This is a genomic window from Enterobacter sp. MGH120, from assembly GCF_001037725.1.
GTDB lineage: Bacteria > Pseudomonadota > Gammaproteobacteria > Enterobacterales > Enterobacteriaceae > Enterobacter > Enterobacter hormaechei_C.
In genome coordinates this window covers 3,456,195-3,470,609 of the sequence record NZ_KQ089940.1, presented here as the reverse complement: position 1 = coordinate 3,470,609, position 14,415 = coordinate 3,456,195, and the positions used below count along the sequence as shown (strand labels likewise).

At 55.6% G+C, this 14,415-nt stretch carries 16 protein-coding genes; 12 read left to right on the top strand and 4 right to left on the bottom strand.

Annotated elements, in window-relative coordinates; genetic code table 11:
- Positions 1-15 precede the first annotated feature (15 nt).
- Together artP and SK54_RS16220 are read right to left on the bottom strand one after the other, a co-directional pair.
- Positions 16-744 (bottom strand): arginine ABC transporter ATP-binding protein ArtP, encoded by a 729-nt coding sequence (artP, locus tag SK54_RS16225; protein WP_006174323.1) that lies wholly within the window; start codon positions 742-744, stop codon positions 16-18.
- A gap of 226 nt (positions 745-970) precedes the next feature.
- Positions 971-1,489: a lipoprotein gene (locus tag SK54_RS16220; RefSeq protein WP_015571007.1), complete on the bottom strand. Its 519-nt coding sequence runs from the start codon at positions 1,487-1,489 to the stop codon at positions 971-973.
- Positions 1,490-1,586: 97 nt separating this feature from the next.
- Between SK54_RS16220 and SK54_RS16215 the strand changes: the two genes are divergently transcribed.
- From SK54_RS16215 to SK54_RS16205, 3 genes are all read left to right on the top strand, one after another.
- Positions 1,587-1,910, top strand: coding sequence for a heavy metal-binding domain-containing protein (locus SK54_RS16215; RefSeq protein WP_006174327.1), 324 nt, complete (start codon positions 1,587-1,589; stop codon positions 1,908-1,910).
- Positions 1,907-2,737 (top strand): N-acetylmuramoyl-L-alanine amidase, encoded by an 831-nt coding sequence (locus SK54_RS16210; RefSeq protein WP_048247595.1) that lies wholly within the window; start codon positions 1,907-1,909, stop codon positions 2,735-2,737. The genes SK54_RS16215 and SK54_RS16210 overlap by 4 nt, the downstream gene beginning before the upstream one ends.
- A 269-nt stretch (positions 2,738-3,006) precedes the next feature.
- The gene (locus tag SK54_RS16205) at positions 3,007-3,630 is read left to right on the top strand and encodes a helix-turn-helix domain-containing protein (RefSeq protein ID WP_047727942.1); all 624 of its coding nucleotides are present in this window, start codon (positions 3,007-3,009) and stop codon (positions 3,628-3,630) included.
- Here the strand turns inward: SK54_RS16205 and SK54_RS16200 are convergent.
- Complete coding sequence (locus tag SK54_RS16200; RefSeq protein ID WP_048247593.1) at positions 3,627-4,265, bottom strand: hypothetical protein; 639 nt, start codon at positions 4,263-4,265, stop codon at positions 3,627-3,629. The two genes, SK54_RS16205 and SK54_RS16200, sit on opposite strands and share 4 nt — an antisense overlap.
- A complete protein-coding gene (locus SK54_RS16195; protein ID WP_048247591.1) occupies positions 4,265-5,827 on the bottom strand; it encodes an ExeA family protein in 1,563 nt (520 codons plus the stop codon). Before SK54_RS16195 ends, SK54_RS16200 begins: the two co-directional genes overlap by 1 nt.
- A gap of 300 nt (positions 5,828-6,127) precedes the next feature.
- On the opposite strand from SK54_RS16195, the gene gspC reads away from it, so the two are divergent.
- Genes gspC through gspK form a run of 9 tightly spaced genes read left to right on the top strand, consistent with a single transcriptional unit; the run spans position 6,128 to position 14,413 of the window.
- A complete protein-coding gene (gene gspC / locus SK54_RS16190; RefSeq protein ID WP_048247589.1) occupies positions 6,128-6,859 on the top strand; it encodes a type II secretion system protein GspC in 732 nt (243 codons plus the stop codon).
- Between the two features lie 13 nt (positions 6,860-6,872).
- Positions 6,873-8,789: a type II secretion system secretin GspD gene (gene gspD, locus SK54_RS16185; protein ID WP_015571003.1), complete on the top strand. Its 1,917-nt coding sequence runs from the start codon at positions 6,873-6,875 to the stop codon at positions 8,787-8,789.
- A 14-nt stretch (positions 8,790-8,803) separates the two neighbouring features.
- Complete coding sequence (gspE, locus tag SK54_RS16180) at positions 8,804-10,282, top strand: type II secretion system ATPase GspE (protein WP_023296198.1); 1,479 nt, start codon at positions 8,804-8,806, stop codon at positions 10,280-10,282.
- On the top strand, positions 10,282-11,490 hold the full coding sequence (gspF, locus tag SK54_RS16175; protein ID WP_017384864.1) for a type II secretion system inner membrane protein GspF: 1,209 nt from the start codon (positions 10,282-10,284) through the stop codon (positions 11,488-11,490). The genes gspE and gspF overlap by 1 nt, the downstream gene beginning before the upstream one ends.
- 3 nt (positions 11,491-11,493) lie before the next feature.
- A complete protein-coding gene (gene gspG, locus SK54_RS16170; protein WP_045343702.1) occupies positions 11,494-11,943 on the top strand; it encodes a type II secretion system major pseudopilin GspG in 450 nt (149 codons plus the stop codon).
- Positions 11,943-12,428, top strand: coding sequence for a type II secretion system minor pseudopilin GspH (gene gspH, locus SK54_RS16165; protein ID WP_023296201.1), 486 nt, complete (start codon positions 11,943-11,945; stop codon positions 12,426-12,428). The genes gspG and gspH overlap by 1 nt, the downstream gene beginning before the upstream one ends.
- Positions 12,421-12,801: a type II secretion system minor pseudopilin GspI gene (gene gspI, locus SK54_RS16160; RefSeq protein WP_015571001.1), complete on the top strand. Its 381-nt coding sequence runs from the start codon at positions 12,421-12,423 to the stop codon at positions 12,799-12,801. Before gspH ends, gspI begins: the two co-directional genes overlap by 8 nt.
- On the top strand, positions 12,798-13,406 hold the full coding sequence (gspJ, locus tag SK54_RS16155; protein WP_023296202.1) for a type II secretion system minor pseudopilin GspJ: 609 nt from the start codon (positions 12,798-12,800) through the stop codon (positions 13,404-13,406). Before gspI ends, gspJ begins: the two co-directional genes overlap by 4 nt.
- Positions 13,403-14,413, top strand: coding sequence for a type II secretion system minor pseudopilin GspK (gspK, locus tag SK54_RS16150; protein ID WP_023296203.1), 1,011 nt, complete (start codon positions 13,403-13,405; stop codon positions 14,411-14,413). Before gspJ ends, gspK begins: the two co-directional genes overlap by 4 nt.
- Positions 14,414-14,415 lie beyond the last annotated feature (2 nt).

The window sequence follows — 14,415 nt, the reverse complement described above, 5'->3', positions numbered from 1 at the left end:
TTTTTCCCTAACACATCAGTGTGATAAGTAGTTTTTGAAGGCGTCGGTTTGCGGTTGAGTGAAACAACTCGCATCACCTTGCTCAACGATATACCCGTTTTCCATGTACACCACGCGGCTGGCGGTTTTGCGCGCCACTTCCACTTCATGGGTAACGATGACCTGCGTAATATTGGTTTCCGCCAGTTCACGAATAATGCTGACGATCTGGGCGGTAATTTCCGGGTCCAGCGCGGCGGTAGGCTCATCAAACAGCAGCACGGCTGGCTCCATCATCAGCGCACGGGCAATGGCCACGCGCTGCTGCTGACCGCCGGAAAGGTGCAGCGGATAACGATCGCTGTACGGCTTAAGGCGCAGACGCTCCAGCAGCTTTTCGGCACGCGCCATCGCCTGGTCTTTGCTTAAGCCAAGCACGCGGCACGGGGCTTCAATCAGGTTTTGCACCACCGTCAGATGCGGCCAGAGATTGTATTGCTGGAAAACCATGCCCACGTTTTGACGCAGTTCACGAATCGCTTTATCAGACGGGGTTTTCGCGAAGTCAAAATGGTTACCGGCGATGGCCAGCGTCCCCGAACGGGGCATTTCAAGCAGATTAAGAACACGCAGAAGGGAGCTTTTTCCCGCGCCGCTTGGGCCGAGCAAAACCAGCGTTTCGCCCTCCGGGCAACTCAGCGTAATGTCGAACAGCGCCTGGTGTGCGCCGTAGAAGCAGTTAATGCCGTTTAGTTTAATACTCATCGGGGCAGTCTTTACTCATCCAGGCAATCTATAGCAATTGAGGCCGCAGATAGTACCGTTGACAGAATAGTTATGCAATATTTCTGCGTTAAAAGTTAAATATAACCCGTGTTTCCTCTTAAACATAGCACAAAATAGCGACGGGAAAGGGGGGCGAGTATAAATGTCGGCATTCCGCAGGAAATGCCGGACATTTTACGGGGTTAACGTTTATTGAACGGATGCGTTAGCGGTTCTCAATCGACTGGCGAAGGGTACCGGCCGGGGCATGAACGCTGCCGCCAATGTAGCGCACATCGTCTATTGCCCAGCACTGGCCTTCACGGATCATCAGCACCTCATCCTGCCAGGTTTGCGTCCCCTGGGTGAGCTTCACGCGCAGGGGAATATTGCGTGCGTCGGTATTCGGTATGGTGGACGCGCTGGCGACGTCTGCGCTGTCCGGCAGCGTGGCGCGGCTGGAGAACGGATCGGATGACAGCAGGGCGTTGTGCTGCGGATCGCGCGAAGCGTCGGTGAGCAGTTTCGCCAGATTATCGCTCAGGTACGGGCGCAGGGCGGTCAGGTCATTACCGCGATGCTGAATACGGTAATCATAAAATTGTTGCGCCACGGCATCCGGACCACCCTCAATACAAGGGCCGCTGCGGGTTCCGATATCCTTAAAGGCTGGCGTGACCGGCGTTGTGCAGGCGCTGAGCACCAGCGCGCATGGCACTAAAAGCGTTAAAGCAGAGTAGCGCATGTTGATTTCCTTATTTATTAACTATCCTTTCAATCATAGCGTAACGAACCGATAATGCTGTCGCTAACGCATTGAACGCTAAAGAAGGAGAGAAAGTATGCAATTTTCAACAACGCCAACCCTGGAAGGTCAACCGATTACCGAGTACTGCGGCGTGGTCACCGGTGAGGCGATTCTGGGCGCCAACATTTTCCGCGATTTCTTTGCCGGCATTCGGGATATCGTCGGGGGTCGTTCCGGCGCGTACGAGAAAGAGCTGCGTAAGGCGCGCGAGATTGCTTTTAAGGAGCTGGGCGAGCAGGCCAAAGCGCTGGGCGCGGATGCGGTGGTGGGCATTGATATCGACTACGAAACGGTCGGGAAAGATGCCAGCATGCTGATGGTGAGCGTAAGCGGCACGGCGGTGAAGACCCGTCGATGAAGCGTTCGCTCTCAACCCTCCTGCTGGCGATGTTGCTGGCAGGATGCGCCTCGGAAGAGGGCATTGTTGATAAAGGCGCGTACGAGCTGGATACGCGCCATCAGGCGCAGGCGGCCTACCCGCGTATAAAGGTGCTGGTTATTCACTACACCGCCGATGATTTCGACACCTCGCTTGCGACCCTGACCGATAAAAACGTCAGCTCTCACTATCTCATCCCCGCAAAGCCGCCAGCTCCGCAGGGCAAACCGCGTATCTGGCAGCTGGTCCCGGAGAGCGAACTGGCCTGGCATGCGGGCATCAGCTTCTGGCGTGGCACCAACCGCATAAATGATACCTCCGTCGGCATTGAGCTGGAAAACCGCGGCTGGCGGAAAACCGATGGCGTGAAAACCTTTACCCCCTTCGAACCGGGGCAAATTGCGGCGCTGATCCCGCTTGCCAGAGATATCATCGCCCGCTACGACATTAAACCGCAGAACGTGGTGGCACACTCGGATATCGCCCCGCAGCGTAAAGGCGATCCTGGCCCGCTGTTTCCGTGGCGCGAACTGGCGCAGCAGGGTATCGGAGCCTGGCCCGATCCGGGGCGCGTGAATTTTTATATCAACGGGCGACCGCATTATCAGCAGGTTGATACCGCAGCACTGCTCGATTTGCTGGCGCGCTACGGTTACGAGGTGCCAGAAAACAGTACGCCCGAACAGCAAAAACGCATCATCATGGTTTTCCAGATGCATTTCCGTCCGCAGTTATGGAATGGCGTAGCGGATGTGGAAACCATGGCGATTGCCGAAGCACTTTTAGAGAAATACGGGCAGGGGTAAACCTTCGGACTACCCCCGAATGAGTATATTTTCGTAAGTTCCTATCAGATTAATCCTAAGTACAAACTCATTTCATTTTTAGTTAATTGACTTAAAATTATCCCGATTTAAGATGGACACATAGCGCGCTAAGTAATTTGGCGAATTAATAAAAAGCTTCACTCTTTTTTTGTTTATTCTTGACGTTTTCATCAGGAAAAATATTTATGGCTCGGTAACAACACCGTGGCCATGCTTTTTAAAAATCACATCTTAAATCGGGTATAACAATGTTAAGCATCTATGGAAAAAAATTACGTCCGCAACATGAAATGGAAAAGATCATTTCTGCAACCTCAGGCGTTGAAGAAAGAACGTTAAAAAAATGGCAGAAAATTTCCACTTCTGATTCCGACTATATTCATATTATCGTCAGCGGTGAAGTCGAATTTCGACGTGAATCTGACGAACTGTGCATGTTCACCGTCACCGGGCAATGCATTTTCGGCCTGTCGTCAATGTATTACAACGCCACCCATATGTACGGCCTTGTTCGGACGAATACGGTTGTTCGCTCGATCAAGAAAGAGGTCTTCGCCCAGCTGATGACCGAAAAAAATCTGTGGCCAGAACTGACCAAAGTCCTTTCCTGGTACATCTGCATGCTGAGCAAACGTGATGATGTTCTGGTTGCCCGCAGTGCGTATTCCGTTGTCCGCGAATTTTTATATGAGATTAACGACCTGATTGTTCAACAACAGCGTGATATTAACGTTTATGATTACATTCAGGAATACACTAACCTGGCACGTAGCACTATTATTAAAATCCTCTCCGATCTGAAAAAGGGTCAATATATCGTGGTGGAAAAAGGTCGACTGCTTAACCTTACCGCACTGCCTGAAAAATATTAACACCTGCTCCCGCCGTCTCCTTTTTCACTGAAAGGAGAACGGCTATTTCCACTGTTTTTTACACTGGCTTGTGAATTATCCTGCGTTTCGTCAACCGGCGGCGCGGGAATTTTTCCTTGAGAATAATCCCGCTCCTGCTCTTTTAGCGCCTGCTTAAATAATTCTGTTAATGATGACTCTTCACTGCCCGTGCTGGCGGGAGCGTTATCGTGCTCATGCGCTTCGGTCCCGGGTAAGGTATCCCGCGAGGCGTCGTGTGGCACCGCGCCGTCGGGCGCCTGCTGCCAGTCGCCATCATCACTGTTGATCGGCAGATCCTGCATCGATGGAACATCAACTGGCACTGGCGCAGCTTTAGGCTGCGGATGCGGGAACGGTTTACTCACGTACACATAATGCATATCCGAAAGTTGCGTTTCCGGTTTCGCAACGCTGGCGTTGACCGGTTCAGGCGCCGGGTGGCGCAGGTTCCAGTAGACGTGCATATACAGGCCGACAACCAGCATGACGCAAAGCCCGACCAGCCATAACGCTGTTTTGCCGAATACGTTTTTCAGGCTGGGGAGACGGTACGAAAACCAGACCGCTTCCCCGGTTGTATAGCTGCGCTGGGCCGCAAGGCAGATGGTCGACATTAGGCTTTCTTCTCCTGCGTTTTCGCGTCCGGGGCGGTGCTGGTGGCCTGAATCAGTACGCCCGGCGTGCTGTTGGTCACGCGCATCAGCTGCATCAGCGTATCTTCGCCGGGGATACCATCCACGTGCAGATGCATTTTTTGCTGGAATTCGCGGGTGCGTTTCATCATCTCTGTGGTCCAGATCCGGGCATGCGTTTCGGGCTGGCTCAGCGCCAGGCTTAATTGCTGATCCAGCCAGGCCATATCTTTGCTGTCGCTGGCCGCGCCGATCGCGTCTTTACCTTCCGGTGTCAGGCGGTGCAGCTGGGTGAAGTTGCCGGTCGCGTGCCGGTTAAACCAGCTGCGGCTCACCTGCCAGGTCCGGTTATTCATTAACAGGTCAATGGACGTGTCCCCGACCCTGGCGACCACCGCATAGTTAAGATGGCCGCTGGTTTTCAGTTCACTGACCCACGGATACCCTTCCTGCGCCAGCGTCTCCGGCGACGCGTTCCCCTGTTTACACATCAGGTTCACTTTGGCGGCGTTCTGGCACAGCGCATCTTCGGCCGAGGCGTCATACCCCCACATAAGATACAACTGATGCATCGCATCCGGCTGATTAACTATTTCGTTGTCGATAACCGGCACTACGGGCGCTTCGACTTTTAGCGATTGCTGTTTCCAGCTGACGGGCACCGGCAGCTGGATCGGCAGGCGTGCGCCGATCGATGAGGTCAAATACCAGCCGCAGGCGGCAAACAGCACGGACGCAAACAGCCCCACGGTCGCCAGGCGCTTACCGTGTTTTTGGGCGGGCAGGATCTCTCCCGCCGCCAGACGTAAATGACGTGGGCTGACCTGCGCCGCGCGTTCCGTCCAGGCGGCGAGCATTGACAGGTGCGCCAGCGCGTTCAGTTTGCTGATGTTGCCTTTGGTTAGCGTGTGCATTTTGCGCACGCGGGCAGGCGGCAACGGCGAGTTTTCGCAGCCGTGTTCTTCGCACTGGGCCTGTACATAGCTCAGGTATTCGCGGCAGGTCAGGGGGCGCAGGGCATGATGCGTGTGCGTATATTCGCGCAGTTCAGGTTGCTTTAGCAGGATCTCCTGATCCGCATTGCCCGTCAGTACCACGGCGAGCCGGAAGTTCAGCTCCTGGGCGCGCGTGAGCAGCGTTCCCAGGACTTCACGGCAGCTCTCCTTCATGGCTTCGGCATGGGCGATCGTCACTACTCTGGATTTCGCTTTCCCCTCCTGCCACTGGCGCAGGACGGCATCCACCGCCTGCATGCGATCTTTAATCGCTTTCGTTCCCGGGTTGAGTTTGTACAGCAGGCTACTGGCACTCAGTTTGGGAAACGCGTTGATGGCAAGAACGGTATGGTTGCTGGCTTTCAGCGCGTCGATGAACAGACCCAGAAGCGGAGCGTCGTCGCAAAAAAGCCCGATAATTCCCGCCAGCTGGGTTTTCTCTTTCAGCAGGTTGAACACGTCCTGATGATAAGGCACCAGAAAATCACCGGATAAACGGGTGATTGTCCTGAATGGCGGATTTTTAAAATTAAAGTGGCTCTGATACATAACGACTTACCGTCTCTGATTAGGAATAGCAACAGCAGCAGAAAGTAAGGTAATGCCCCTGAGCGGTCAATTTGCAGACAGAGTAAAAATATCCAGCCGGCTGCGCCTAACATCTGGAATTTATACGGTCAATATTTTTCTTTATGAAAGTTGGTGGCGAAGTCAGTGGTCGTGTTTGCAACAGCTTATTACTATTTTCCTCCATATTGGCGCAGTATGACGCTGCTTATTTTTGCTTTGCTATAGGCCGGATAAAAAATGAGGTTCTCATTTCTGTCACGGTGGATAACGCCTTGTATTATGTTTTTGCTGCTCATTTTTTGTGGCCAGCAAGGCTATCTCACCTTTAAAGATTATAAAAAAGTTATGAATAAGTTTGCTAATTCTGACCTACAGCCGCTGAAAAAAACGCGCGAAGACAAACCCTTCACGCTTTTTACGGCTGCCGTCCGTCAGGAGAACTTATCGGCTGCGGCAAAACCCCCGCTGGCGGCGGAGATTGAAGGCATTGTGCGCAGTGATGACGCCTGGCTCTCCTTCGCTGTCATCAAAACCCCGGGCGGCCAGCGAAGCTACCGCGAGGGTGAACCGCTCGCCGGGTTTAACGACGCATTTATTCAGGAAATAAACAAAGATAATGTGGTGGTTAATTATGAAGGTGCTACGCAGGTACTGGCGTTAAATAAACCGGACTATTTTAAGGGGGGCGTGGAGAGCGGCCCGGTTACAAAATCGACGAAAGATGCTGGCGCAGAGAGTGTGCATCTTGATGATTATCTGGTGTTAAAACCCATCATTGAAAAAGGCCGACTGGAAGGCTACAGGATAAACCCAAGGTATGCCTCCGCCTTTTACAGTCAGTCAGGTCTGGAAAAAGGCGATGTGGCGATTCAGGTTAACTCTGTCGATATGACCGATGAAGCAAAAGCGAAAAGCATTATTGCCAACTGGTCGAAAATGAAAGAAGCGGAGGTCATCGTACGACGTCACGCTCACCTTGAAAATATTCGGGTTAATGTTCTAAATAATTGATAAGTGTGCAGACATGAAAAAATTTCCCTGGGCGTGCGTGGCGCTGACCGCATTGTCGTTATATTCCAGTTCGCTGCTTGCAGCTAACTTTAGCGCAAGTTTTAAAAATACTGATATTCGCGAGTTTATCGATACGGTAGGTCGCAATCTCAACAAAACTATTCTGGTCGATCCGTCCGTCCAGGGAACCGTCTCGGTCAGAACCTACAACGTGCTGACGGAGGATGAGTATTACCAGTTCTTCCTGAGCGTGCTGGATCTCTACGGCCTGTCGGTGATCCCGATGGACAACGGCATGGTCAAAGTGGTGCGCTCAAGCGTAGCGCGTACCGCCGGTGCGCCGCTGGCAGACAGCAAAAACCCGGGCAAAGGTGACGAGATTATCACCCGCGTGGTGCGTATGGAAAACGTACCCGTTCGCGAGCTGGCCCCGCTGCTGCGTCAGCTCAACGATGCCACCGGCATCGGGAATGTGGTCCACTTTGAGCCGTCCAACGTCCTGCTGTTAACCGGTAAAGCCTCGGTGGTGAACCGCCTGGTGGATCTGGTTCAGCGCGTCGATAAAGACGGTATTCAGCGCCGCGAAATCATCCCGCTGCGCTTTGCCTCTGCCAAAGAGCTTTCGGATATGTTGAATAACCTCAACAACGAAGAGCAGAAGGGGCAGAATGCGCCGCAGCTGGCGACCAAGGTGGTGGCGGATGACGAAACCAATAGCCTGGTGATCAGCGGCTCGGAAGATGCGCGGGCGCGTACCCGTTCCCTTATCCATCAGCTGGATCGCGAGCAGAATAACGAGGGGAACACCCGCGTCTTCTACCTCAAATATGCCAGCGCCACCAAAGTGGTACCGGTGCTGACGGGGATTGGCGAGCAGCTGAAAGACAAGCCGGGCGCGGCCAAAGCGAAAACCGCGAGCGCCTCAACCGACCTGAATATTACCGCCGACGAGTCGACCAACTCCCTGGTGATCACCGCGCAGCCTAACGTGATGAACTCCCTGGAGAAGGTGATCGACAAGCTGGATATTCGCCGTCCGCAGGTGCTGGTGGAAGCGATCATTGCCGAAGTGCAGGACGGCAACGGCCTGGATCTTGGCGTGCAGTGGACGAGCAAGCACGGCGGCGTGCAGTTTGGCGCTACCGGCCTGCCAATCAGCCAGATTAAAAATGGCACCATGAAAGGGGCGAGCTTCACGGGCCTTGCGACCGGCTTCTTTAACGGTGATTTCGGTGCGCTGGTGACCGCGCTCTCCACCGACGGTAAAAACGACATCCTCTCCACGCCAAGCGTGGTCACGCTGGATAATAAAGAAGCGTCGTTCAACGTCGGTCAGGATGTGCCGGTGCTTTCCGGTTCGCAAACCACCAGCGGCGACAACGTCTTTAACTCGGTTGAGCGTAAAACCGTGGGGACCAAGCTGAAGATTGTGCCGCAAATCAACGATGGCGACATGATCCACCTGAAGATTGAGCAGGAAGTATCCAGCGTCGACAACAGCGCAACGGAAGATTCCAGCCTCGGCCCAACCTTCAACACGCGCACGATTAATAACGAAGTGATGGTCCACAGTGGCCAGACGGTGGTGCTCGGCGGCCTGATGGAAAATGTGACCAAACAGTCGGTCTCCAAAGTGCCGCTGCTCGGCGATATCCCGCTGGTCGGGCAGCTGTTCCGCTACACCTCGCAGGATACCTCTAAACGCAACCTGATGGTGTTTATTCATACCACCGTCCTGCGTGACGACGACAACTACAGCGCAGCCTCGAAAGAGAAATACGACCAGATCCGGGTGCGCCAGATGCAGCGCGTGGAAGAGAAAAAGCTCGGTATTGTCGAGCCGAGCGACAACGCCGTACTGCCAGCGTTTCCTGCCGCCAGCACTGCACCCGTGAAAACCCACGCGGCACGCAATCCGTTTAAAGAGTAAGGCGGAGGGGAAACGTGGACGAACTGACTAAAACCCTGTGTAGCAGCAACTACGCAAAAGAAAACGGCGTTCTGCTTTACAACAATGACGTCTATATCCGTGAGGACACCCCGGCGTTAGCGCTGCTGGAGGTGCGTCGGGTGCTGGGACGCGCGTTTGTCCCGGTTACCCTGGCGCCGGAAGCGTTTGACGAGATGCTGGCCAAAATCTGGCAGCAGAGCAGCGGCGTGTCGCAGCAGCTGGTGGACGATATGGACGCGGATATCGATCTGATGGCGTTAACCGAGGAGATCCCGGATAACGAAGATCTGCTCGATAACGATGAAAACTCGCCGGTGATCCGCCTGATCAACGCCATTCTCGGCGAGGCGGTGAAGGACGGCGCGTCGGATATTCATATCGAAACCTTCGAGCGCACCCTGAGCATACGCTTTCGCGTTGACGGCGTGCTGCGCCCGGTGCTGCAACCGGCGCGTAAGCTCGCCCCGCTGCTGGTGTCGCGTATCAAGGTGATGTCGAAACTCGACATCGCCGAGAAACGCCTCCCGCAGGATGGCCGTATCTCCCTGCGCATCGGTCGCAAGGCCATCGACGTGCGCGTCTCGACCATTCCGTCCCAGTACGGCGAGCGCGTGGTGATGCGCCTGCTCGATAAAAGCAATCTCAAGCCCGACATCAACAAGCTGGGGCTGATTGATGAAGAACTGGAGAAGCTGAAAGGGCTGATCGACCGCCCGCACGGGATCATCCTCGTTACCGGCCCGACGGGTTCCGGTAAAAGTACCACGCTGTACGCCATTCTTTCGGCGCTGAACGGCCACGAACGCAACATTCTGACCGTGGAAGATCCGATTGAGTACGAGCTGGAAGGGGTGGGGCAGACGCAGGTTAACCCGCGCGTGGACATGACCTTTGCCCGCGGGCTGCGCGCCATTCTGCGTCAGGACCCGGACGTGGTGATGATCGGGGAAATTCGCGACGGTGAGACCGCCCAGATTGCGGTGCAGGCGTCGCTGACCGGTCACCTGGTGATGTCGACGCTGCACACCAACAGTGCCGCAGGGGCGATAACCCGTCTGCGGGATATGGGGCTGGAGTCCTTCTTAATCGGTTCATCGCTGCTCGGTGTCATTGCCCAGCGTCTGGTGCGTCGGCTGTGTACGCACTGCCGGACCACCAGTCCGCTGGACGCCAATGAAAAAGCGCTGTTCAGCTTTATGGCCGCGCCGCCAGACGCGATTTACCGCGCGGTGGGGTGCGAACACTGCCGTCAGAGCGGCTATCAGGGCCGCGCCGGTATCCATGAATTCCTGGTGGTGGACAGCGCCATGCGCCGCGCCATCCATGAAGATAAGGACGAAATGTCCCTCGAAACGCAGCTTTTTAAGCATGCCTACAGCCTGCGTGAAAACGGGCTGCTGAAGGTGATCGGCGGCGTGACGTCTCTGGAAGAGGTCATGCGCGTCACCGCCGAACGTGGAGGGGATGCGTAATGGCTTTCTACGCCTGGACGGCAACGGATGCCGCGGGGAAAACACAGCGCGGGACGTTACAGGCCGAGGGGCAGAAGCAGGTTCGCCAGTGGCTTCGCGAGCAAAAGCTGATGCCCGTCAGCATCACCGAAACCCGCGAAACGGCGGCTGGCGGGAAAGCGAAAACCGGGGTGAAGCTCTCCACTCCGGTGCTGTCGATGTTTACCCGTCAGCTTTCGACGCTGGTCAACGCCGCGCTGCCGCTGGAGAGCGCGCTGAAAGCGATCTCGAAGCAGACGGAAGACAAAAAGCTGGCGGCGATGGTGGTGGAGATCCGCGAGAAGGTGGTGGAAGGCCACACCCTGTTCGATGCCTTCAGCCAGTTTCCGCGCACCTTCGACAAGCTTTACTGCACGCTGGTGATGGCCGGGGAGAAAACCGGTCACCTGGGCGACGTGCTGGAAAAGCTGGCGGAGTACAACGAGCAGCGCCAGAAGATGAAAAGCAAGCTGACGCAGGCAATGGTCTACCCGATAACCCTCACCGTGGTCGCCATCGCGGTCATCAGCATCCTGCTGGTGGCGGTGGTACCGCAGGTGATCGAGCAGTTTACCCACATGAAGCAGCAGCTGCCGATCACCACCCGGACGCTGATTGCGGTCAGTGATTTCCTGCAAGCCTGGGGCATTTATATTGTGGGCATTCTGGGGGGCGGCTTTATCGGCTTCAAAACCTGGCTGAGGAATGCCAAAAACCGTTTTCGCTGGCACAGCTGGCTGGTGAACGGCTCGCCGATTAAAAAGCTGGTCTGCGCCATCAACAGTGCCCGCTATATCCGTACCCTGAGCATTTTGCAGGCCAGTAGCGTGCCGCTGCTGGAGGGAATGTATATCGCGATGGACGGTATTGAAAACCGCTATGCCCGGCAGGTGCTGGAGCAGGCCGCCGACACCGTGCGCCAGGGGGCGTCGCTGTATGCGGCGCTGGAACAGGCGAAATTATTCCCGCCCACCATGCTGTATATGATTGCCTCCGGTGAAGAGAGCGGGGAATTAGGTAATTTAATGGATCGCGCGGCGGAAAATCAGGAATCGGCCTTACAACATCGAATTACATTAACGCTGTCGGTCTTTGAACCGGCGCTGGTGGTATCCATGGCGACGATTGTTTTATTCATCGTTCTGTCAATATTACAACCGCTTCTGCAACTTAATAATATGGTAGGTTAAATCATGGTTTTAAAACGTAAAAACCTGGCTCGCCAGGCGGGCTTTACATTGCTCGAATTAATGGTGGTCATTGTTATTCTCGGCGTACTGGCGAGTATGGTGGTGCCAAATTTAATGGGCAATAAGGAAAAAGCCGATACGCAAAAAGCAACCAGCGATATTGTCGCGCTCGAAGGCTCGCTGGATATGTACAAGCTGGATAACCACCGCTACCCGACCACAGAGCAGGGTTTGCAGGCGCTGGTGACCAAACCTGAAATCGCGCCAATCCCGAACGGCTACCGCACGGACGGCTATATCCGTCGCCTGCCGCAGGACCCCTGGGGCAATGATTATCTTCTGGTGAGCCCGGGTGAACACGGCGCGGTGGACGTCTTCTCAGCCGGTCCGGACGGCGAAGCCAATACCGCCGATGACATTACAAACTGGTCTCTGGATAAGAAAGAGAAATAATGAAAAATCAACGCGGCTTTACGTTGCTGGAAATTATTCTGGCGCTGGTGATATTTGCCAGCTGCGCCATGATGGTGGTGTCCACCATTCCTTCGCGCAGCGGCGCGGATATATTTGGCCAGCAATTAAAAGCGCTCGTTGATTATGGTTCAGACCGTGCGGTGATGGACGGAAATATTGTCGGGCTGGTGATCGCCACCGATAAATATCAGCTGGTGACGATCGCCGATAAAAATGGCGAGCGGCACTGGATGCCATTATCTGCCGGACGCATTAACACCAAAGGTGATTTTCCGGAAGAGATGCATGTGTCGCTTTCGCCGCAGCGTCTGGCCGCGACGGTGACCTCCGAGCCGCAGGTGATCTTTTTACCGGACGGTGAAATCAGCCGCTTTACGCTGACGCTGCAAAGTTACGACAAACAGCACCATTTCCGCGTGGTGTCGCACGGTGCGGCGCCGGTATCGGTAGAAAACGATGGCTAACGGCAACAAAAAGCAAAAGGGGATGACGCTGCTGGAGGTGATGGTCGCTCTGGTGATTTTCTCCACCGCCGCGCTGGCACTGATGAACTCGGTCTCCCTGAACGTGCGTTTTACCCATGGCCTGGCCGATACCTTGCAGGCCAGTTGGGTGGCGGAAAATCAGCTGGCGGAAGCACAGCTCACCCGAACCGACTTCCCGGATGCTGAACAGCAGGGGACGGAAATCATGGGCGGGCGCAGCTGGAACTGGCGTAAGCAGCGGGTGAAAACCGCCGACAACGTCTGGGCGAATACCCTACGCGTGTATGCGGAAAGCGATGAGAGCCAGCCGGTTATCTCCCTGCGCATCATTCCGCCGGGAGAGAGCAAGTGAAGAAAACGCGACGCCAGCGCGGATTTACCCTGCTGGAGATCATGATTGCGCTGACTATCTTCGCGGTGATCAGCACCCTGGCCTGGCAAATTCTGGACGGCGCGATGCGTACCAGCTCGGCCACCGATGCCAGCGCCGCAAAGCTCAACCAGCTTCAGCGCGCCTGGAGTCTGATGGAGCGTGATTTTTTCCAGCTTCAGGCGCGCGCCCCGCGTAATGAGCCGGAGCTGTTTCGTCAGGAGGGCGATGCTCTTGAACTGACCACCCTGAATGGCGTGAGCGGAACGGTCCAGCTGGAGCGCGTGCGCTGGCGGCTGGAAGAGGGGCGTTTGTATCGCGACGTCTGGCCGGTCATTGACGCTCCGGCGGACGTTAAGCCTGACGAAGTGCCCATTGTCAGCGGCGTAAAATCATTGCAGTGGCGGTTTTATCGTCAGGGCTGGCAGACAGCCTGGCACGACGCTGCCCATCTGCCGGACGGCGTGGAGGTTACGTTGACGATGGAAAGCGGGGATACCTGGCGCTGGGTGTTCACTACACCGGGTGATATGCCGGAGGTGGCCGCTGCCGCAGCGCCAGCGCCTTCGCCGGAGACCAGACCATGAAACGGATCCGTCAACAACAGGGCGTCGCCCTGCTGGTGGTGCTGATTTTGCTGGTGATGATGTCGGCGCTGGCCGCCAAAATCAGCCAGCAGTTCTGCCGTAATTTGCAGAAAACGCATTATCAGGTAAGCCAGCAGCAGCTGCGCTGGGCGATGCAGACCCAGGAAAAAGTGGTGAAGGACCGGTTACAGACCGACGCCAGCGGCGAGAGCAAGCCGCTGGCCCTGGACGGCGACTGGCATCAGCCGCTGGAGACGCAGGGTGAGGACTATACGGTCGTGAGCCAGGTGGAAGATGCGCAGGACTGCTTTAACGTCAATAACCTGTTGACCGCCGACATCGCACCCCAGGGGCAAAGCGCTCCCGCGGTGGCGGAAAAACCGCGTAAAGCGCGGATTGTTGAACAACTTCTGACGGAAAGCGGCCTCAGCCCGGGCACGGCGGAGGCGGTCTATTTCCAGCTGGTGGATTATCTCGATGGTGACAGCACCACGGCGAAGGAGGGGGCCGAAAGCGATGCGTGGGCTGGCGTCGTGCCCGCGCGGCAACCGGCAAATCAGATGATGCGCAGCATCGCGGAAATCAAACTGCTGCCTGCGTTCCCTGTTACGGCGTATCCGAAGGTGAGCAAGCTGTTATGCGCGCTGCCGGACGCTGCCAGCAAGGTTGATGTCAACACCCTGCAACCGGAACAGGCCGCCGTGCTGGCGGCCATGTTCCCCGGAAAACTGACGCGGGATGACGTCGTTCGCCTGTTGGATGCGCGTCCGGAATCGGGCTGGGAAAATATGGAAGCGTTCAGCAAAGCGCTGGAGCAGGCCTTCCCGCAGTTAAAAGACGATCTCCCGCAGGTGGCGGATCAATTTTCTATAAACAGCCGGTACTTCCGCGTGAATTACACCGGCAATACCGATGAATTAACGCTTCGCGTGGTCAGCCAGCTTCAGGTGAATAACGAAGCCGGTGAGATCGTGACGTGGCAGCGTCGTTACCGAATGATTGAATAAGA